Annotated in this window: 22 protein-coding genes; 8 read left to right on the top strand and 14 right to left on the bottom strand. The window is 41.7% G+C overall.

Translation table 11 applies throughout. From position 1 onward, the window contains the following. The first annotated feature begins 139 nt into the window (after window positions 1–139). On the top strand, window positions 140–1510 hold the full coding sequence (locus FGG79_RS16975; RefSeq protein ID WP_138780500.1) for a sigma-54 interaction domain-containing protein: 1371 nt from the start codon (window positions 140–142) through the stop codon (window positions 1508–1510). Window positions 1511–1772: 262 nt separating this feature from the next. On the opposite strand, the gene FGG79_RS16970 is transcribed toward FGG79_RS16975, so the two are convergent. The 6 genes from FGG79_RS16970 to FGG79_RS16945 all read right to left on the bottom strand — a co-directional run bounded on the left by FGG79_RS16970 (window position 1773) and on the right by FGG79_RS16945 (window position 5816). Then, entirely contained in the window at window positions 1773–2105 is a 333-nt protein-coding gene (locus tag FGG79_RS16970; protein WP_138780498.1) for a DUF779 domain-containing protein, read from the bottom strand. A 1-nt stretch (window position 2106) separates the two neighbouring features. Continuing rightward, window positions 2107–3627: an aldehyde dehydrogenase gene (adh, locus tag FGG79_RS16965; protein ID WP_138780496.1), complete on the bottom strand. Its 1521-nt coding sequence runs from the start codon at window positions 3625–3627 to the stop codon at window positions 2107–2109. Window positions 3628–3845: 218 nt separating this feature from the next. Continuing rightward, complete coding sequence (locus tag FGG79_RS16960) at window positions 3846–4400, bottom strand: MEDS domain-containing protein (protein WP_171050982.1); 555 nt, start codon at window positions 4398–4400, stop codon at window positions 3846–3848. A 167-nt stretch (window positions 4401–4567) separates the two neighbouring features. Further along, window positions 4568–4975 (bottom strand): S1 domain-containing post-transcriptional regulator GSP13, encoded by a 408-nt coding sequence (gene yugI, locus FGG79_RS16955; protein ID WP_138780492.1) that lies wholly within the window; start codon window positions 4973–4975, stop codon window positions 4568–4570. 206 nt (window positions 4976–5181) lie between these two features. After that, window positions 5182–5373, bottom strand: coding sequence for an RNA polymerase sigma factor (locus FGG79_RS16950; protein ID WP_138780490.1), 192 nt, complete (start codon window positions 5371–5373; stop codon window positions 5182–5184). A gap of 155 nt (window positions 5374–5528) precedes the next feature. Beyond that, a complete protein-coding gene (locus FGG79_RS16945; RefSeq protein WP_138780488.1) occupies window positions 5529–5816 on the bottom strand; it encodes a spore morphogenesis/germination protein YwcE in 288 nt (95 codons plus the stop codon). Between the two features lie 341 nt (window positions 5817–6157). Between FGG79_RS16945 and FGG79_RS16940 the strand changes: the two genes are divergently transcribed. Continuing rightward, window positions 6158–7486: a sodium-dependent transporter gene (locus tag FGG79_RS16940; RefSeq protein WP_138780486.1), complete on the top strand. Its 1329-nt coding sequence runs from the start codon at window positions 6158–6160 to the stop codon at window positions 7484–7486. A gap of 683 nt (window positions 7487–8169) precedes the next feature. Continuing rightward, window positions 8170–8541: a helix-turn-helix domain-containing protein gene (locus FGG79_RS16930; protein WP_138780482.1), complete on the top strand. Its 372-nt coding sequence runs from the start codon at window positions 8170–8172 to the stop codon at window positions 8539–8541. A 175-nt stretch (window positions 8542–8716) separates the two neighbouring features. Here FGG79_RS16930 and FGG79_RS16925 read toward each other — a convergent pair whose 3' ends face one another. Both FGG79_RS16925 and FGG79_RS16920 read right to left on the bottom strand, forming a co-directional pair. Continuing rightward, window positions 8717–9886, bottom strand: coding sequence for an aminotransferase (locus tag FGG79_RS16925; protein WP_138780480.1), 1170 nt, complete (start codon window positions 9884–9886; stop codon window positions 8717–8719). After that, the gene (locus tag FGG79_RS16920; RefSeq protein ID WP_138780478.1) at window positions 9883–10383 is read right to left on the bottom strand and encodes an Lrp/AsnC family transcriptional regulator; all 501 of its coding nucleotides are present in this window, start codon (window positions 10381–10383) and stop codon (window positions 9883–9885) included. Before FGG79_RS16920 ends, FGG79_RS16925 begins: the two co-directional genes overlap by 4 nt. A 202-nt stretch (window positions 10384–10585) precedes the next feature. On the opposite strand from FGG79_RS16920, the gene FGG79_RS16915 reads away from it, so the two are divergent. Then, window positions 10586–11494, top strand: a complete 909-nt coding sequence (locus tag FGG79_RS16915) for an alpha/beta fold hydrolase (RefSeq protein ID WP_138780476.1) — start codon at window positions 10586–10588, stop codon at window positions 11492–11494. Between the two features lie 280 nt (window positions 11495–11774). Then, window positions 11775–12938 carry a MalY/PatB family protein gene (locus tag FGG79_RS16910; RefSeq protein ID WP_138780474.1) on the top strand — a complete coding sequence of 388 codons (1164 nt, stop codon included), beginning with the start codon at window positions 11775–11777 and terminating at the stop codon, window positions 12936–12938. A gap of 140 nt (window positions 12939–13078) precedes the next feature. Here FGG79_RS16910 and FGG79_RS16905 read toward each other — a convergent pair whose 3' ends face one another. From FGG79_RS16905 to FGG79_RS16895, 3 genes are all read right to left on the bottom strand, one after another. Then, a complete protein-coding gene (locus tag FGG79_RS16905) occupies window positions 13079–13609 on the bottom strand; it encodes a superoxide dismutase family protein (protein ID WP_138780472.1) in 531 nt (176 codons plus the stop codon). 150 nt (window positions 13610–13759) lie between these two features. After that, complete coding sequence (locus FGG79_RS16900) at window positions 13760–13963, bottom strand: hypothetical protein (RefSeq protein WP_138780471.1); 204 nt, start codon at window positions 13961–13963, stop codon at window positions 13760–13762. Between the two features lie 215 nt (window positions 13964–14178). Next, window positions 14179–14769, bottom strand: a complete 591-nt coding sequence (locus FGG79_RS16895) for a peptidylprolyl isomerase (RefSeq protein WP_240794319.1) — start codon at window positions 14767–14769, stop codon at window positions 14179–14181. Window positions 14770–15010: 241 nt separating this feature from the next. Here FGG79_RS16895 and kapB point away from each other — a divergent pair, with 241 nt between their 5' ends. Continuing rightward, a complete protein-coding gene (kapB, locus tag FGG79_RS16890; protein WP_138780467.1) occupies window positions 15011–15409 on the top strand; it encodes a kinase-associated lipoprotein KapB in 399 nt (132 codons plus the stop codon). Window positions 15410–15452: 43 nt separating this feature from the next. Here the strand turns inward: kapB and kapD are convergent, their stop codons facing one another. Then, the gene (gene kapD / locus FGG79_RS16885) at window positions 15453–16073 is read right to left on the bottom strand and encodes a 3'-5' exonuclease KapD (RefSeq protein ID WP_138780464.1); all 621 of its coding nucleotides are present in this window, start codon (window positions 16071–16073) and stop codon (window positions 15453–15455) included. A 345-nt stretch (window positions 16074–16418) separates the two neighbouring features. Between kapD and FGG79_RS16880 the strand changes: the two genes are divergently transcribed. Together FGG79_RS16880 and FGG79_RS16875 are read left to right on the top strand one after the other, a co-directional pair. Then, on the top strand, window positions 16419–17630 hold the full coding sequence (locus FGG79_RS16880) for an MFS transporter (RefSeq protein WP_138780569.1): 1212 nt from the start codon (window positions 16419–16421) through the stop codon (window positions 17628–17630). A gap of 16 nt (window positions 17631–17646) precedes the next feature. After that, a complete protein-coding gene (locus FGG79_RS16875) occupies window positions 17647–19494 on the top strand; it encodes a transglycosylase domain-containing protein (RefSeq protein WP_138780463.1) in 1848 nt (615 codons plus the stop codon). A gap of 175 nt (window positions 19495–19669) precedes the next feature. Here FGG79_RS16875 and FGG79_RS16870 read toward each other — a convergent pair whose 3' ends face one another. After that, window positions 19670–20245, bottom strand: a complete 576-nt coding sequence (locus FGG79_RS16870) for a DUF5366 family protein (RefSeq protein WP_138780461.1) — start codon at window positions 20243–20245, stop codon at window positions 19670–19672. Window positions 20246–20412: 167 nt separating this feature from the next. Further along, window positions 20413–20673, bottom strand: coding sequence for a hypothetical protein (locus tag FGG79_RS16865; RefSeq protein ID WP_138780459.1), 261 nt, complete (start codon window positions 20671–20673; stop codon window positions 20413–20415). Between the last annotated feature and the right edge of the window lie 194 nt (window positions 20674–20867).

Raw genomic sequence — 20867 nt, 5'->3', positions numbered from 1 at the left:
TTGCGCTTTTGGCAGCAACCTTATCTTCTAAGTATCTATAAATGGACGGGGCTTTGTGTAGGAATAAAAGCGCTAGACGATATATTTTGCAGTAAGATTCAGAGGTAATGAGTTCATAAATAAAGAGGAGAGAGACTGCATGCATGAAGCGGAAAAACGTTTGTATATGTACGAAAAAGTCGCTGAACATCTCGAATCAGGCGTTCATGTCATCGATTCTACCGGAAGAACCATCATTTATAATCGTAAAATGCGGGAGATCGAAGGGATGGAAATCGAAGACGTCCTGGATAAAAATTTACTGGATGTTTTCCAATTCCATTCAGAAGAAGAAAGTACCTTGCTTAAGGTTCTGAATACAAGAGAGCCCACCCTCAATGTAAAACAAACTTATTTTAATATGAATGGTATCGAAATCACGACGATGAACGACACCTTCCCGATTTTCTACGATGATATGTTAATTGGAGCGATCGAGATTGCAAGGGACATCACCAAACTAGAAAAAGTGATGAGAGATCAAATACATAAACGTCCGAGCAGCTTCTTCACTTTTGAAAGCATAATCGGACATCACCCCCGTCTAAAGGACGCCGTCGAGACGGGAAAACGGGCAGCAAGAACCTCTTCCCCAGTGTTAATTTGTGGGGAAATCGGTACAGGGAAGGAGCTCTTCGCCCAAAGCATCCATAACGACAGTGCCCGTGCCAACCGTCCCTTCATCACCCAGAATTGTTCTTCCATGCGAGATGACATGCTTGAAGAGATGTTATTCCATGATTCAATTCCAGAGGACCACCGTCCCTCCCTATTCCAACAAGCACAAGGAGGAACACTGCTTCTCGATGAAATCAACTCATTAACCCCTTCCCTTCAGGAGAAATTGTTAAACTTATTCGCACAAGGGACGGACCTTCCATATGATGTACGGATCATGGCTACGGTGAACGAAGATCCGATCGACGCCATTGCAGAAGGGCGGTTATTGAAGGATCTCTATTACAAGCTAAGCATTGTGTCGATCTTTACACCTTCCCTCCGTTCGAGAAAGGAAGATTTGCCTGAGCTTGTGAAATATTTCATTGAGCAGTTCAACCACCACATTGCTATGAATATTGCAGGGATTTCGGATGAAGTGAGTGAGATTTTCCACCTGTATGACTGGCCCGGAAATGTACGGGAGCTTGAACATGTCATCGAAGGAGCCTTTAACCTGGTTGGGTTTGAAGAGAAGATTGGCTTTAACCATCTTCCATTCGGATTCAGGCAGAGAATCCAGCATACTGCTGGGGGAGAAGAAAGTCAGGACGAATCTGAATTCCTCTACCAATCCGGAACTGAAATCAAGCCACTCGAACTTTTTATCGAAGAAGCCGAAACTTATTATATTCAGAAGGCGCTAAGATACCATGAGTTTAATATCACCAAGACAGCTAAATCACTTGGAATGAGCCGGCAGAATCTTCAGTATAGAATACGAAAATACGGCATCGAGCGACATTCATTTTGATTGAGACGGGGCCACTTTCTTTTAGGGAAGTGGTTTTTTGTGCGGTCGGGTTAGGGTTTGGTGTATGTCAGGCATAATTGCTGAGCGTGCACTTAATGGGGATTTTCCACAAAAAAAGAGCACCAGCCCATTCATCAGCAAACCTTCACCAAACCCATAGCCCAGTACCCATCTATACAAATTGAGAGAGACAACTCATATAAATGAGTTGTCTCTCTCAATTATTATCGCTATTGGAAGAGTAGTTTCACAACACTCACATTTAAGATTTGATCAATTTAGAATCGGTGATAAAGCGTACGCCTTCTGTTGATTCCAAAGAGAACACTCCTCCCCTTCCTTTCCTTACATCCAATATGATCCTGAAATGCTTCCAGTACTCATATTGCTGTTCATTCATGTAAAAAGGACAGTCGGCTACAGTACCTACTAATACATCACTGTCACCGATGATCAAATCATCTTGACTTAAACACATAGGAGAACTGCCATCACAACATCCACCAGACTGATGAAACAAAAGGGCTCCGTGCTTTCCCTTTAAGGTTTCAATCAGTTGAAGAGCTTGTTCTGTCGCCTCTAGTCGCTGTTCCATTTTAGAAGAACCCTAACGCTTTAGGACTATAGCTAACTAGTAAATTTTTCGTTTGTTGATAGTGTGATAGCATCATTTTATGATTTTCACGACCGATACCGGACATTTTGTATCCACCGAATGCCGCATGTGCCGGGTATTGGTGATAACAGTTAGTCCATACGCGTCCCGCTTGAATCTCTCTTCCGAAACGGTAAGCCGTATTCATGTCACGTGTCCATACACCTGCTCCAAGTCCATAAAGGGTATCATTGGCGATTTCAAGGGCTTCTTCTTTTGTCTTGAACGTTGTGACAGAAACAACCGGCCCAAAGATTTCTTCCTGGAAAATGCGCATTTTATTATTCCCTTTAAATACGGTCGGTTTCACATAGAATCCAGATTCCTGATCTCCGTCAAGTGTATTTTGTTCGCCACCAATCAGTAATTCTGCACCTTCTTCTTTCCCAATCTCGATATAGGAAAGAATCTTATCCAATTGCTCTTGAGAAGCTTGGGCGCCAAGCATTGTATCTGTATCTAATGGATTCCCTTGTTTGATTTGTTTCACGCGTTCGATCGCACGCTCCATGAACTTATCGTATATCGATTCCTGGATTAGCGCTCTTGAAGGACATGTACAAACTTCTCCTTGATTAAGTGCAAACATCACGAAACCTTCCACTGCTTTATCAAGGAAATCATCATCTTGATCCATAACATCTTCAAAGAAGATATTAGGTGATTTACCACCAAGCTCTAATGTGACAGGGATAATGTTTTGTGAAGCATATTGCATAATCAGGCGACCTGTTGTCGTTTCACCTGTGAAGGCTACCTTACCAACACGCTTACTTTGTGCAAGCGGCTTCCCTGCTTCTACTCCAAATCCTTGTACCACATTCAGTACGCCTTTAGGCAATAGGTCTTTAATCAGTTCAACTAGAACCATAATCGAAGCCGGTGTTTGCTCTGCAGGCTTCAATACAACACAGTTTCCTGCTGCAAGGGCAGGAGCAATCTTCCATACCCCCATCAGAATTGGGAAGTTCCAAGGAATGATTTGGGCAACAACCCCAATCGGCTCATGGAAGTGATAAGAAACGGTATCATTATCAATTTCTCCAAGAGATCCTTCCTGACCCCTGATGCACCCTGCAAAGTAACGGAAGTGATCAACCGCGAGTGGTAAGTCTGCCGCCATTGTTTCACGGACAGGCTTTCCATTATCCCACGTTTCAGCTACAGCCAGCATTTCCAGATTTTCTTCTATACGATCTGCAATTTTATTTAAGATATTTGATCTTTCGGCTACTGAGGTTTTCCCCCACGCGTCCTTCGCTGCATGTGCAGCATCCAGTGCCTTTTCAACATCATCTTTATTTGAGCGGGCGATTTTTGTGAATACCTTACCCGTTACAGGGGATACATTCTCAAAATACTCCCCACTTGCCGGCGGCACATATTCCCCACCGATGAAATTCTCATATTTGTCTTTAAATTGTACCAATGAACCTTCAGTATTCGGATTATTATAGAGCATCTAAATCCTCCTATATATTTATGTATTTACCATAGAATGAAGCGCTTCCATTTCTCATTATATGTCATTCACGAAGTACGGACAAGTATATTATTCAAAAATTCTATATTTTTCGTTAATTTATGACTTTTTTCTTTCCTGTTGCTAATGGCCTGTTTCTAAACAAAAAAGACGATAACCTCCTAATCATAGGGTTATCGTCTTTTTATTTATACACCTTAACTGTACACAGTTGACGGAACGATATCTTCATCCGACATAACGTGGCCATGGCTTTTCTTTAAAGCCTCCTCCAGATGATCTGGCATCCGCGCTGCCTCATACGCACAAACTATGGTCAGGTTATGTTCATGAACTGCTTTATCCGTTTCTTTTTCAAACCACTCGATGATTGGAGCCGGATCCTCCAGTCTTCCCCATTCAACATTTGTCCACGAGCGGAACGAAATATCGTTTTCTAAGAAAGGATTAATGCTCTTTGTTAATTGTTCATATATGGCTGGTGGATGATAGCTTCCACTAGATTGATAAAAGTCAAAATTGCTAATAACATGGATTTTCTTTAACTGCTTACTGGTTAAAAGGTCATTTAGTCGGTTCAGCAACTCATTAAGGTTCCTCTCATTCTCGATCAACACAACGGAATCACCGGTTTCGATTCCTTCGAGAATATAAGCCATCGCATTTTCTAAATAACGCTTTCGATCATGATAAGAATAAAGAACATGATTGCATGGACTTCCTGTTAGTAAATTACTTATTTTCTCTTTCAATTTGTTCCACCTGCCCCCTTGGTTTTCTTTATTTCTATATAATCTATATTCTATCATTCAGGACCAAATCCTCTATTTATTCTCATATTAGGATGGAGGTTCTGTGATTACCTATGACCAAAAAAAGACTACCCTTCTCACGAAAGGCAGTCTTCTGATAAAATCGATTATTTTTTGATTAGATCTTCACGTTCTGATTTTTCAATCCACTCTTCAAGCTTGTCTTTAAGAGTGTTGAAACCTGCAGGTGTAGTTTCTTCAGTTGCTTGTTTCACACTTCCTTGACGGCGAGGTTTTTTCGCTGCTGCCGGTTTTGCTTGTGGAGCTGGAGCTTCTTCTGTAGCACGGATAGAAAGGCTGATTTTGCCAGCTGCTTCGTCCACTGATAATACTTTAACCTTTACTTCGTCGCCTACTGAAAGGTGCTCACTTACGTCTTTAACAAAGCCGTGAGTAATTTCAGAAATATGAACTAATCCTTGAGTTTCTTCGTCAAGTGCAACAAATGCACCGTATGGTTGAATGCCTGTAACTTTACCTGTTACAACAGTTCCTGTATCGAATTTTGTAGTCATGGTAACACTCCTAATATATATATTATTTTTCGTCTTTACACGCAATTGTAGATTATATCATAGAATGAGGAATTCGGCAAAGAGATATTTTTTCCCTTCCCTAACCTATATCCAGAGGACCATCTATAATCGCTTTCTCATTAGTTATGCTACCCAATAACGATCATTATTAAAACAGGGTAAATACCCCCTTTATCTGGACAATGTCATGTCGTGAACTGTGCGTAAGAAAAGCCGTCTATGAACCGGTACACTTGAATAAACACTTCCAAGGTGACGTCCGGAATGTCAGCACCAGAGTAACCCATCTGATAGGCAAATCGTTCAACGATGGGAGAATAACTACGAATTAATTTACTATAACCGTTTAAATTCCCGCTCTTTGCTCTCTCGATCATGTTTTCATTTTCCTCACGTTCCTTCTTCCTTCCATTAAACCTCTCACCTATGTAACGAATGCACGTTTGGTTTTGTTTCAATATTTATATAAATAATCCAATTAATTGAAAGAAAACAAAAAAAAGCCTGACCCATTGATTGGATCAGACTTAGACTATACGTTTTTTATTGTAATTGACTTTTTCTTTCTTTGCTTTTGGATAAAAGGTACAGCATACAGCATAAAGGCTCCGATGTGGGCGAATGCAAGATTTGCCACAAACAGGCTCCACAATGTTACATGTCCCCAACCACCGAGTTCTGGAACCGCAACATAATAAATGAATGCTGCCCATAATGCTATAACAAACGGGATATGGAGAACTGCCCATTTACGATGTTCGACCCAAAGAAAAAGTGGAGTTGCCGTTGCAATAAAAAGATACACTAGAAATACATCCATTTCTATTCCTCCGTTCTTTAGTAAACGCTTTCAATTATGGCGAAAAAAAGAATAATTTGTGAACGTTTTGTTACAATTAGTATACTACATATTCAGAAAATTTCCAGCCTATTTCTCATATTATTGACTTCTTTTCTAAAAATTAGTTGAAAAGTAATGATTTAAACCGTTTTCACACATAATAAATGGAAATGCCTGTGAATATAGGAGATTCCCTTCCAAAATGAAAGCAAATCCTTTTATTTTCTTCCTATATTGAAAATTTAAAATTCCGGTATACAGAGGTACTAAAACATAGTACGATTGAAAAATCTTATTTTTTCGAAAGGAGGATCTGATGTATGGCAAAAAAAGATCAATGGACTTCTAAAATCGGATTTATTCTGGCAGCAGCAGGCTCAGCCATCGGTCTGGGTGCCATTTGGAAGTTCCCGTATATGGCTGGTGCAAATGGTGGGGGCGTGTTCTTCTTACTCTTCATTCTTTTCACCATATTAATCGGAACACCCATTCTTCTGGCTGAGTTTGTCATTGGAAGGCGTGCCGGTGCTGACGCCGTTACGTCTTATAAAAAATTGGCACCTGGCTCATATTGGCACTGGATTGGTTATTTAGGAACGATCGTCTCGTTCATCATTTTATCCTTTTACAGTGTGGTGGGTGGATGGATCCTTTCTTATTTGACTCGAAGTCTGACAGGATCATTAATTGGGAAGACACAAGAGGAATATGGTGCTCTATTTGACACCATCATTGCAAATCCCATAGAAGTGCTGATCGCCCAATTCGCCTTTATTGTTATGACCATTCTTGTCGTACAAGGTGGCATTCAAAAAGGGATTGAGCGGGCCAGTCGCTATATGATGCCGGCTTTATTTATCTTATTCTTCATTTTAGTAATCCGATCGCTTACACTTGAAGGCGCAATGGAAGGTGTACGCTTCCTGCTGCTGCCTGATTGGAGTTATTTGAACGGAGAGACGGTATTACTTGCGTTAGGACAAGCGTTCTTCGCTTTAACCGTTGGCCTTTCCGTAATGGTGACGTATGCATCCTATCTATCGAAAGAAGACAGCATGCCAAGATCAGCTATCAGTGTATCCGGATTAAATATCTTCATCTCTCTACTGGCGGGGTTGGTCATTTTTCCTGCTGTGTATGCTCTAGGCTTTCAACCTGATGAAGGACCAGGCATTGCCTTTGTCGTCCTGCCTGCAGTGTTTAATGAGATTGCCTTCGGTGGCATATTCCTAACCGTTTTTCTTATCCTGTTATTATTTGCAACGTTAACTTCAGCTTTCTCCATTCTCGAAATCGGAGTGGCTGCCCTTTCCAAAGGGAACCAAAAGAAACGTATGCCCTTTACCTGGTTAATCGGAATCCTCGTGTTCATTGCCGGAATCCCAAGCGCTCTGTCATTTGGTGTATTCAGTGATTACCTCATACAAGGCAAGAACTTCTTTGACTTTGCCGATTATATAACGAGTAATTTTGGATTGCCTATAGGCGCATTGTTCATTTCAGTTTTCGTTTCTTATCGATTGAAACGAGAAGATGTCTTGAGCGAACTTCAATCAGGGTCGTCGATCTCCCCTGCACTGTTCAACAGCTGGATTTTCCTGTTACGCTACCTCGTACCTGTGGCAATCCTCCTTGTATTCTTATCCTAAAACAAATTAAGGTCCTTCCCTATGAAAGCTGGGACCCAGAGAATACTCGGATAGAAGAAAAGAAGCTAACGACCCGTTATTGTGGTTGTTAGCTTTTTTTTTGTTGGCTGTTTTTGCAAAGATTGTTGTGAAGCTGCCAATGCAGTGTCTATGAGTGAGTGCGATAGATGGTGATATCGTGACAGAGCTTACTAGTGAAAAAAACGAATAAATTAGTAATAGTATCTTACTATTCAAGCTAAAATAGACACTGCACGCGATGAAAAATGATGTTTTCTAGCCGTGTATGACAGTAGATTAATCCTCCATACCTAGAAAGTTGATTGTAGCGGAAGGTGCTCGACTCCTGCGGGAATTGCGGGAAAGTTGAGACCCCGCAGGGCTGGCCCGAGGAGGCTCAACTCCCGCCCCGCGGAAAGCGAGCACCTGCAGCGGAAATCAACCACCACCCGCTACCTTCAATAGCAACAAAGTTTACGAAAAGAGCCTTTATCTTTTCCTGTATTGGTGACCATTTCATTTCGTTTGTGCGGTCCTGGATGGATTTAAGAGAACGGCCCGAATAGTACAAATGTATTCGATTGAATTTTTTAACAATTTGTTCACTGGTTCCAGGGCTATTTTCTTCCATTCAGTGATACTATAAAAGTATAAGGAAGGTATTTAATAAGGGGGGCTTTAGCATGTCACACTTTGGCGAGAATCTAAAACGAGTACGTGAAGAGCGGAAATTATCTCAGCAGGAACTTGCTTTAAGAGCAAGGTTGGGCACACAAACGATTGAAAAATATGAATCGGATCAGCAAATCCCTGATACACAAACGATCCTTAAACTTTCAACTGTTCTTGATATCCCTGCTTCTGAACTGTTGGAAAGGGAATTTCAGGATTATCCTCCTGCAGGGGTGGACGCCGAGATGGAGCAGTTGATCAAAGAATTAGGTTCAAAACGTTCGAAACTCATTCTCCGTAAAGCCAAAGAATTCACAGAAGAAGATTTTCTAAGAGTGATGCAGATGCTATTTGAACTGAAATATGAAAAAAGCGAATCATAAAAAAATTTCTCGGATTTCGATGTATAAAAAGACAAAAAAGGGATCATACTGAAAATAAGCTTTCTAAGTATTCCCCCTTTTGTTTTCATTTTGTGGACGATCTCGTTATCGTCCAATTTTTTTTGCCTTTTTAAGGGTGCCCCGGCAATCATTTAGTGCCTGGCACCCTGTTTCATTAACTATGATTCTCTACAAACCGCTTTATTCGTTTTACCGCCTCTTGAAGTTGTTCCATACTTGATGCATATGAACACCGAATAAATCCTTCGCCACCTTTACCAAACACATTCCCGGGAACAACCGCCACCTTCTCCTCGATAAGCAACTTCTCTGCGAATTCTTCTGAAGTAAAACCTGTCTTCTGAATGGAAGGAAAGGCATAAAACGCTCCTCCAGGGGTGTGACAAGTTAGCCCTAATTCGTTCAAGGAGTCTACGAAGTAATGGCGTCGATGGCGGTAGCTTCGCTTCATCTCCATCACATCGTCCATCCCCTTATCCAATGCCTCAACTGCTGCGTGTTGAGCAGGCGTAGAGGCACACATCATCGCGTATTGATGGATCTTCAGCAATGATGAGGCAATCTCCCGAGGAGCACATATATAGCCGAGCCTCCAACCCGTCATAGCGAATCCTTTCGAAAAACCATTAATAAGGATGGTCCTATTTCTCATGTCCGGTAAGGAAGCAATTGACACATGATGATGATCATAGGCAAGCTCAGAGTAAATTTCATCTGAAAGGACAACGAGATCGTGTTTTCGAATCACCTCGGCAAGACTTTCTAAATTCTCCTTTTCCAGAACCGTCCCGGTCGGGTTATTCGGCGAACAGAGTAATACCGCCTTCGTCCGCGGTGTGATGGCTGCTTCCAGTTCTCGAGCGGTGACTTTAAAACCATTTTCCGGCTTCGTTTCAACCGTTACAGGCACTCCACCTGCCAGTTGAACGAGAGGGACGTAGGAAACAAAGCCAGGTTCTACTACAATCACTTCATCCCCTTGGTCAACGATTGCACGCATGCTGATATCAAGTGCTTGTGATGCTCCTACTGTCACGATGATTTCATGGATCGGATCATAGTCAACGGAGTAGCCCTTTTTCATATACTGGGCGATCTTTTCTCTCAGCTCGAGAAGGCCGGCATTTGCTGTATAGGAAGTATACCCTTGCTCCAAGGACAGGATAGCCGCTTCCCTCACCGTCCAGGAAGTAACGAAATCCGGCTCTCCTACACCTAATGAAATAACCCCTTCCATATTGGCTGCGAGATCGAAGAATTTTCTGATTCCCGACGGCTTTAAGTTTTTCACTGACTGAGCTATGTACGATGTTTTTGTTGTCATGGTGACACCACGATTCTGCGGTCTTCTCCATGATCACCGAAAATAGTTCCATCATGCTTGTATTTTTTTAATTGAAAATGTGTGGTCGTAGATAACACAGAGTCCAGGGTGGATAATTTCTCCGATACAAAAGTCGCTACTTCATGCATGGATCGCCCTTCCACCGTTACAGAGAGGTCGTATGCACCCGACATGAGATAGACGCTTTTCACTTCCTTGTAGCGGTAAATCCGATGAGCCACTTCATCAAAGCCCACCCCTCTTTTTGGAGTGACTTTCACATCGATCATTGCTGTGACGCCTTCATGCCCTTCTACTTTCGACCAATCCACAATTGAGCTATATTTCACAAGAACATTTTCTTTTTCAAGCTTATTAATCGCTTTCTCGATTTCGTCCGTTGATACTTGAAGCATTTTCCCTAAATTTTCATGGGAAATACGCGCATCCTTTTGTAAAACCCTTACCAAATCAATCTCCATTTCGCTCAGTTGCATCCTGCTTCCTCCTCATCACCACTAAATGGTTTTATTATATCAGAAGTATCGATTATGAAAAGGGCGTTCATCCTCTCAAGGGCTATTCTCCCCCAATCGAGGGACTATTAAAATGAGGTATATGACAAGTTTGCCTTTCAGGTGTTAAATACGCAAATACGGGTAAAATACTTGTAAAGCTATCAGAGAGGAGTGACGAAGTATGCAAGACCATGATTTCGCTAAAAGGGTCGAGGTAAATGGTGCAAATGTTTATTTTGAACATCACCAGCATCCGACCGCCTCAGAGACGTTCGTCCTTCTTCATGGGTTTCTATCATCAACCTTTAGTTTTAGACGGCTGACCCCTCTTTTGAAAGAAAATTATAACGTCATATCCATCGATCTTCCTCCCTTTGGGAACAGTGAGAAGAACAATCGATTCATTTATTCCTACGACAACCTGGCGAATACGGTCATCGACTTATTGGATCACCTGAATGTGAGCAACGTTCACTTGACTGGTCATTCCATGGGCGGACAGATTGCCCTGAATGTGATGAAAAAGGCACCTTCACTAGTAGAGAAAGGAGTACTCTTATGCAGCTCCGGTTATTTAAAGAAGATGAATTGGCCTGTCACAATGCTAAGTCATATCCCTTTTTTTCATCTTTATGTGAAAATGTGGCTTACACGCTCGGGGGTCCGAAATAATCTTGAAAATGTCGTACATGATTCAAAATTGATTGACGATGAAATGATGTTTGGGTATTTAAAGCCTTTTTTAGAGGATGATATTTTCAAGGCCTTAACAAGGATGATTCGAGACCGTGAAGGAGATTTATCGGCGAACGAATTGAGAAGCATTCAGACACCTTGTCTCCTTGTTTGGGGAGAGCATGACAGAGTCGTTCCGTTATCAACGGGACATAAGCTGAAACAGGATATCCCTAATTCAAAGCTCGTCGTACTGGAAGAAACAGGGCATCTCGTTCCTGAGGAAAAGCCCTCCGAAGTATTGGCGTATATGCAAGAATTTGTTGCTGCCAATGGAGAAGAGCTTGTCGATGAGACTCAGATAGAGCCACTATTTCAAAAAGGACTTTCCCAAACGCTTATTTCTGAAACGTAGGGAGAAGTCCCTTTTTCTTTACATGCTGCACAACCCGTATACTTGATGTAGATTAATCTATATGACTTTTTAATCAATCCTCCGCCGGAACCCATTGTTCAATGGAAAGCTCTTAGTTCCACTCCAACAACATTTCACTAGTTCTCTATTATTCAATTTTGAAATCCCTATTACCTATAGTTTCTGTCGCAAAGGATATACGATAAACATATCATTTTCATCTTTTTCGTTTCCATCATATGATTATACTAATAATACATAAGAGAAAGGGGAATTTTCGATGAGCAAATTTGAAGAAATCATCGACCGTAAAGGGTCCTCATCGGTAAAATGGGACCTTACGAAAACTGTGTTTGGAAAAGAAGATGTTCTGCCTATGTGGGTGGCTGATATGGATTTTCTTCCGCCACAAAACGTGTTGGAAGCTCTTCAAAATAGATTGAAGCATGGAATCTTTGGTTATACATTTGTTGGGGATGAAACAGCTGCCAGCATTAAAGACTGGATGGAGAAGCGTCATGGATGGAACATTGAGAAAACTTGGCTACAATACAGCCCAGGAGTCGTACCTGCTATTTCAACGATCATTCAGGCGCTCACAGAACCTGGTGACAAAGTACTCGTTCAATCTCCCGTCTACACCCCATTTTTCAGCTTGGTGGAAGACAACGAACGTGAAATTGTCAACTCTCAACTGGATTACCGTGAAGGATCCTATTCGATTGACAATCACGCTTTCGAAGAATCATTAAAAACCGGTGTGAAACTGTTTCTTCTCTGCAACCCTCATAATCCGAGCGGACGTGTGTGGACAAAAGAAGAACTGACGAAAATGGCTGAATTATGTCACAAATATAATGTCGTGATTGTGTCAGATGAAATTCATTCAGACCTAGTGTACGAACGTCATACCCATACTCCACTTGCTTCCCTACACGATACCTTCCGGGACATGACCATCACGTGTATCGCACCAAGTAAAACGTTCAATCTTGCCGGGTTGCAGGCATCTGCCATGATCACCCCTAACTCGGAACTACGGGAAAAGATCGCAGGGATTCACAAACGACAGGGCTTCTTCACACTCAACACATTTGGCATCATCGGAATGGAAGCTGCCTATCGACACGGGGAAACATGGTTGGAAGAAATACTTGCGTATCTGCAGGAAAATGTAAGGGTCACGAAAAGATTCATAGCAGACCAACTCCCAGACCTGAAGCTTGTGGACCCTGAAGGAACGTATTTACTATGGATCGATTGTACAAAGTTGAATTTATCTGATGAAGACCTAAAGGAACGTCTATTGGATAAAGGAAAGCTCGCATTAGAACCAGGTACGAAATACGGTCCTGGCGGAGAAGGCTTTGTGCGGATGAATATTGCCTGTCCGAGGGGGACGTTGCTTGATGGGTTGGAAAGACTGAAAAAGGCGTTAGGATAAGGTGAAAATCGGGAAGACGGTCGTTTGTGGACTGCTCTTCTCGTTTTTGTTATGTGGGGGGTATAGTGATTCAATTACATTTGTACCAGGTACATTTCAATTCCTTAGTACCTGGTACACGGTCATACAAATGCGGCATTCTATTTCTTCTTATCGCTCACAATCTCCCCACAAGCGATACGCTTTCCTGAATCGCCTGAAGGCTGTGTCATCCCGTCGTCCTTGTTTTCATCAATGATGAGGGACGTCCCGTTTTTAGTGAATAGAGATGTTTTCCCTTTTGATAAGGTAACCATCGGTGCCACAAGTGTCACTTTTACAGTCCCATCATCCCCGATAATAAGATTTGGGAGATCTCCTCCGTGCGCTCCTTCTGGATGGAGCAGACCGTGCTTTGTATCATCAGGATTGAAGTGATTGCCAGCTGTGACAAAATCAGGCCGCTTGCATACACCGTTTTCATGAATATGAATGGCGTGCTCTCCCGGAGGCAATCCTTCTAGATCCAAACCGACTTCTACTCCGTCAGATTGCTCCTCTAAGGTTGCTTTCCCCAGTATATCCCCGTTCTCATTTTTCATTTCAACTTCAACCTTTTTAGGGTTTTCAATGGCACATCCCCCTAAAAAGATGCTGATCATGACTATATATACGAATGATAATCTCTTCATATCGCTTTTCCTCCAAATCTGCATATTCTTCCCCATTGTTGACCTTCGTGGTGGAAAATATTCTCCTGTAAAGGAAACATGATGACAGCTACTCAACAATCGACACAACAAAAAAACACGCTGAATGATTTCAAGCGTGTCAATTCCGTCTTATTCTGTTTCCCTCTTCCGATACTTTGCTTCCTCTTCCAATTTCTTCGTTTTCAATTCTTCGCGTTTTGAAACCTTTAATATTACCCGAAATGTGAGTAAAGCTGCTATCATGAAGATAGCCATCGTGATTCCGGCCGGAATATATTCGGTCTTATCTTCAGGAAAATAGAGAAATAAATTTAATACAAATGAAGAAAGCATTGAAAGCTCCTTTCAGAAAAAACTCTTCACCTATTATACCAACACTCCAAGGGACAATCCAACGTCAAATCAGGCCTGATTGTAACGATTTATTGAACAGATTATTACACACGACTCGACAATTTCCGAGGAAATATCTGTTTGTCGATTCAAAGGATACTCTCCTATAAAAAAGAGCCATGTCCTTTAAGGGTACACAGCTCATTCATTATTAACTACTTTACAACCTTAATACTTTCAATCACAACGTCTTCTTTAGGAAGATCATTTGCACCAACTTCTACGTTTGCAATCTTGTCCACAATGTCCATGCCTTCGATCACTTGTCCAAAGACTGTGTGCTTTTGATCAAGCCATGGTGTTCCACCATTCTCCATGTAGGCGTCGATGATTTCTGCCGGAAAGCCTGCGGATTTCATTTGATCTTCTAACTTAGGATCAAAGTCACTTTTTTGTACGATGAAGAATTGGCTTCCGTTTGTATCAGGACCGGCGTTTGCCATCGAAAGGGCACCGCGAAGATTGAACAGCTCCGGTGAGAATTCATCTTCAAATGATTCACCATAAATGCTTTCTCCACCCGTTCCATTTCCATTCGGGTCTCCACCTTGAATCATGAAGTCTTTAATGACACGGTGGAATTTCAATCCATCATAATAGCCCTTTTCACTATGAGTGATAAAGTTCTCCACGGTTTTAGGGGCTTGTTCAGGAAACAGTTTGATTTTAATTGTTCCCATTGACGTTTTCATTTCTACTAATCTTTCATTTTCTGCAACTTCTGTTGTAAGCTGAGGGTATGTCATCTCTTCATCTCCTTTGGTTTCTTCTGCTGTATTCTGCTTCTCGTCTGTTTTAGATTGTTCTTTTGTGGTATCGCCCTTTTCTGTTTGTCCACAAGCTGCCAGAACTAAACCTACTAAACATAGGACCAAGATCATTAAACGCTTCATATATGTACCTCCACATGTTACCTTTATAGTAGTTATTTCTCGGTTCATTCCGCTTTCATTATAATAGAGATTGATGCATTAGAGGAGGTTTTTTATGAAAAATATTCAAATTGGTGATAATGTCACAGCGTTTTATAAAACAGGAAAGTATATTGGAGAAGTGACCGGAGAACGACCTGGTGCCTTTGTGGTAAAGATTCTCGCTGTATTGAAGCACCCTCGTCAAGGCGACCTGCATAATCCCAATGATGTGGACGTACCTTTGTTTCATGAGAGAAAAGCACTTGCCCACCGGGAACGCGCGAATATACCTGAGAAAACAGTCAAGCCCTTTGATGGAAGTGTTCCTGATTACAATGAAACACTGATCGAATCTTACCTGACACTTAAGGGTGAACTTGAAGCAGACTCTTCCCCCCATGCCGGTAAGAGTCTTGAAACCCTTCAATCCATTCAAAGAGAATATGAATTAATGTATAATCTCACATTTTAGACAGAGATGAGGGACGGACCTTAAAGGTCCGTCCCTCATCTTGTTATGCAAGCTGATTGTAGAATTTGGAGAGATCGATTCTGTCTCCGATAGTAGTGGGCTCCGCTTTATCGAGGTATTTTTTGTCTTTTTCGACTAGGTTGTAGATATGGTGGGTGGTCAGGGCATCATCTAATGCTTTATGATGCTTTCCGACACCCTCTCTCCCATATTCTTGGACGGCTTTCCAAAGCCCTGTTTGGTTTTGATCACCAAAGAATCGTTTATATTCCATGGATAGATCGACGAATTGAGCTTGGAAAGGAAATGGCATGCCAGACTGAGCACAATTATCTCTCAGTACTTTCATATCCATATTTCCCCACGTCACTACCTTCTCTATCCCTATAGCATTTAACCCGTTGAAATAATCGATCATACCTTTAAACGATATTCCTGCATCCACTTCATGCTGCTGAATGGATAAAAACCGTTTGCAGCGATTCGTTAGTTTGGGGAATGCCGTTGGTTTCACATAAGATGAAAACGTAGCAGGCACTTTTCCATTCTGAACTACCACCACACCGACTTCAATTATCTCAGGAAAAAAACCTTTGGGGACTCTATGTCGTTCAGGCATAGAAAACTCAAAATCAATAAACACAAGCTGTTCCGCTTTCGCCACTATACTCCCTCCTCAAAATGTAGATAAGACCCCAAATCATCTATTATAATAATCTCGTTTTCGCAATGGATCTTCATACTTTTTCGCATCGGTGTGGAGGGGCATTATCTGTTCATTCCCATGGTTTGTGTCCGTACTGCCTTACAAGAGACACCGTTCTAAACCGAAACGCTCCCCACTTCCTCATACTTCTTATTCTTACATTATATCATGGTGAACATAGAATTTATGACTATTTCCTTGTTTTATCTGCGAATAAATGTTAATCGGTGGACGGCGACCCAAATCTTTAATAAAATGAATATTTAGGTATACGAAATAACTATCACATAGAAGGTGTTAACCATTTCAAACAAGAAAAAGAATTTGACGATTATGCTTCTGGCCAATTTTATGGTCGCTGCAAGTGCGACCATGGTGCTGCCGTTTTTATCCCTTTATATAGAAACATTCGGTACTTACAGTCACGAGTATGTACAGCGGTGGTCCGGATTTGTCTTTGGCGTGACATTTTTGACGGCTTTCTTCATTTCTCCACTGTGGGGCCGGATCGGGGACAGATTCGGATATAAACCTATCCTCTTGGTAACTGGATACGGGATCGCTACGTCCATTTTTCTTATGGGCTTTATGGATTCGGTTTGGGGACTCTTCTTCCTGCGGATGATTATGGGAGCTGTTACCGGTTTCATTCCGACATCGATGGCACTCATTTCATCCCAGACCCCTAAAGAAGAGGCAGGTCGCACATTAGGCACCCTGCAAATGGGAACTGTCTCAGGAGGACTATTCGGTCCGGTCATCGGAGGACTTTTAGCAGATAATGTTGGATTTTCATATACATTTATCTTCACCTCTATTGCCATTGCCGTCGCCGCTACCGTCGTATGGAGAGGAATCAACGAAGAACGGTCCAAAGAACAACAAAATCAAAGAAATAAGTATTCCAGTAGAGAAGTACTTCAACATATTTTCAGTCACAAGCTATTGGTGACGGTTCTATTACTGTCATTCCTTATACAGGTTGCGAACTTCAGTATTCAGCCCCTTCTCGCCCTTTATGTAGATGAACTTACTTCTTCTGCAAACATTGCATTTTTGGCGGGAATCGCGTTCTCTGCAACCGGGTTTGGGAATTTACTCGCAACCAGACGTTGGGGTCAGCTTGGTGACGAGATCGGCTACGAGAAGGTACTATCAGTTCTACTAGTACTTGCTTCTATCTTCATCGTTCCCCAAGCACTGGCTGAGGAACTGTGGCAGCTTGTCCTGTTCCGATTCTTGTTCGGAATTGCAATCGGCGGGATGATTCCCTGTGTCACGGCTTATATCCGTCAGGAAGCACCTCTTAGCATGCAAGGGGAAGTACTTGGATATAACCAAAGTTTTCGATTTCTCGGAAATGTGATCGGACCCGTCTTCGGAGGAATTGTGTCTGGATATATTGGTATTTCATCCGTTTTTTATGTAACAGGTGCTTTATTCTTAGGCGCATTTGGATTATTATGGTGGAGTATACGTCATTCTGAAACCACCAGCCATGTGAAAGATTACTAGAAAAGTAGAGTGAACTATGAGAGTTTTTGCAGGTTATGTAACAGTGATTAGTTTTATGCTCATCTTTTCCACCATCCTATTCTTTACGACCGATGAGTGGAATAAAGTACAGAGCTTTCAAAAGGAATTGGAGCATACGGTGAGCACCGATACTTTAAACCTAAATCGTACGAGTCTTTTACTCGATCAAAACGGAAAGGTCTTCTCGGAAGTGAACCGTCCGTTCCGCTTATATGCTTCAGATGAACAGATCCCCCTTTTTCTAAAGGATATCCTAGTCGCTTCAGAGGATCAGCACTTTTATGAACACGTCGGGTTTGATGCAGGAGCGATTCTTCGCGCTGTCGTGAAGAACCTGGTGTTCACCCATATCCAACAGGGTGGAAGTACCATTACCCAGCAGCTTGCCCGCAATTTATACTTAGGACAGGAAAAGACATACAACCGTAAATTGACAGAGTTATTCTACGCACATGAAATTGAAAAATCCTTATCAAAGGATGAAATACTTGAGCTATACTTGAATGTTATTTATTTCAGCAATGGAGTATACGGGGTCGAAACGGCGTCTCAATACTATTTTCAAAAAAGCGTGAAGGACCTCAATCAAGCGGAAATCGCGTTTATCGCTTCCATTCCCAATAATCCGGGAAAATATGATCCACTCGATCATTTTGATCAAACGAAGGTTCGACAGGAACGATTACTTGATATTCTCGTGAACACCTCCAAGCTCAGGAAGGAAGAGGCTGAAAGGCTGAAAAGGATTCCCATTTCCTTGAATGTACGGAAGAAAACGGACCTCTATCCTGACTATGCTTTCTATGTTGAAAACGAGTTAAAGGACCTGATTTCTATAAACGAGGGCTACAAAGTGCAATTAGATACTGCAGCAACACCTGAAGAAAAGAAGGCCGTTGCCAAGAAATTAGAGGAACGTCTTCAGGAGGTCATCTCTTCAGGGGTAAGGATTCAAACGGCTTTAAATCCTACCCTTCAACAAAAAAGTGTACACGCATTGAATAAACAGCTTCAGGAAGGGTTGCAGGGAGCAACCGTCACGATTGACAACAAATCTAGAAACATCGTGTCTCTCTCAGGTGGCAGGAACTATCAAAAGTATAATTTCAATCATGCTTTCCAGGCCTTCAGACAACCGGGGTCAGCGATTAAACCCTTGCTTGTTTATGGACCTTATATTGAGAAGTTTAAGGCTAACGTCACTGAACCGGTTAATGCGAATCAGTACTGTATAGGGGAGTACTGTCCGATAAACTACGGCGGAAGCCAGCCGGGAACCGTGACATTGAAGCAATCATTGGCACAATCCTACAATGGTTCTGCCTTACGACTGATGGAAAAAACAGGAATCGAAGAGTCTTTCAATTCCTTGTCCCCCTTTTCATTTGAAAGGGTGATAAAGGAAGACCAAACCTATGCATCAGCAGTCGGAGGATTTACTTACGGGATGAGCCCCCTTGAAATGACGGATGCCTATACTTCTTTCATTAATGGAAATTACAAGGAGAGTCATGCAATTATCCATGTGAAAGACAATCAGGGAAAGATCCTTTATCAATGGAAGAATGAACCGAAGAAGATATGGTCCAGAGATACTACCTCTAAAATAAGGCAGATGCTAAGCGAAGCTGCCTCATCTGGAACAGGAAAAGCGGCCTATGTATCAAAGCCTTATGTCGGAATCAAAACAGGTACGACCAATAACTATCATGACTACTGGGTCATGGGATTGACCGACACCTACACGACAGGTGTATGGGTAGGGCACGACCTCCCAAGTAACATGAGTGAAATCGAACGTCAGCGTCCAAGCCATAAAATTTGGAAAGAAATTATGAAATAAGCCGGTAAAGCTTACTACTGCCGTTTAAGATTACGTGTTCATATGATAAAGAGGCTGCCCCGAAAGATCACACTCAAACGATCTTTCGGAGCAGCCTCCTTTTGTTTATTGAATAGAGTGGAACTACTACCACTGAATCGTGGTAAATAGCAGCAAAGATAACGAAACAGTTTATTTATAACTTCACTTTCGACATAATCGGCAAGCTAGCCATTACACCGTTATACAGTTTCAAACATATAAAGAAAATCGTCAAAAATAACGACGACCATGAAAACACCTGTAAACTCACCACTCCGAAGATCCCCATTTTCGAAAGGGTTGGACTTATTTTATAAACAAAGAAAATAAAATAAGCGATGGAACTAAGAGCAAAGATGATGAACAGCCCCAGAAAGGACTTCAGACTAATAACGGACACTAAGCCGCCTATAAAGTAAATCATTGAGCCTGTCCGGACACGATTATATAGCTTACCATCAGAATCCTTGGAGAAAAACAGCATAGATACACCATTGATCGTCTCTGCTATCAGCTTCAATGCAGCGAATACCATAAAAAACGCAACCATTAACAGGATCAAAATGGCGAGTTTTAATTGTATATCGGATAAAAACTCCCTCATCCCGGGGTACACGCCAATCTTCTTGAATAAATCTATGAATATTTCCACTCCATATACAGAAAACGTAAGGCTAAATAATAAGATAGAAAAAAGAGGCAAATAACTTGTTAAGTATGTATTTTTCACTCGGAACTCTCCCATAACGATTCTTCAATCACTCCCATCATAATCGTTTATGGGAAACTTGAAAAGGGTATAGATTCAGAAGAAACAATGACCTTTATCCTATCCTTCATTATCTGCAACACAAAAAAATACTGCCCTTTCTGTGCATTTTTAGAAAGGACAGCACTTTATTGCTCCGCATGGATGGGATTGTGTGGCACGACTCGAATATACTCCCGGGATTTATATGGTTCTCTTGAACGAACAGGATTTGATACGTCTTCTTCCACTTCTTCTGTTTCACCGTATTGAACCGACCTGATATTCATAGAAGTCGGGTCTTCCGTTTCCATCATGCCTCTATTAAACCGATCTTGTGTTTCGATTAACCACGCAAAGCCAAAAAAAGTAAAAAATATGGTCGTAACCGCTACTGTTTTCTTTTTCATAACTTCACCACCTTATGGATAGGATTCTCCAATTTGACCGAAACTATTCTTGAGTTGACTAGAATAAAGGAGAATATCTCATAAAATTTTCACAGTACATTTCCGTCTATCTTCATATTTAATACTTCTTGAACAATCGGATACGAATGGAATGCTGAGTAATGCAAGCATCTATTTTTTACGTTATAATGCTC

The sequence above is a fragment of the Bacillus sp. BHET2 genome, assembly GCF_005938125.1.
Lineage (GTDB): Bacteria > Bacillota > Bacilli > Bacillales > Bacillaceae_B > Rossellomorea.
The sequence above is the reverse complement of the archived record's forward strand: the minus strand, read 5'-3'. Positions and strand labels throughout refer to the sequence as shown.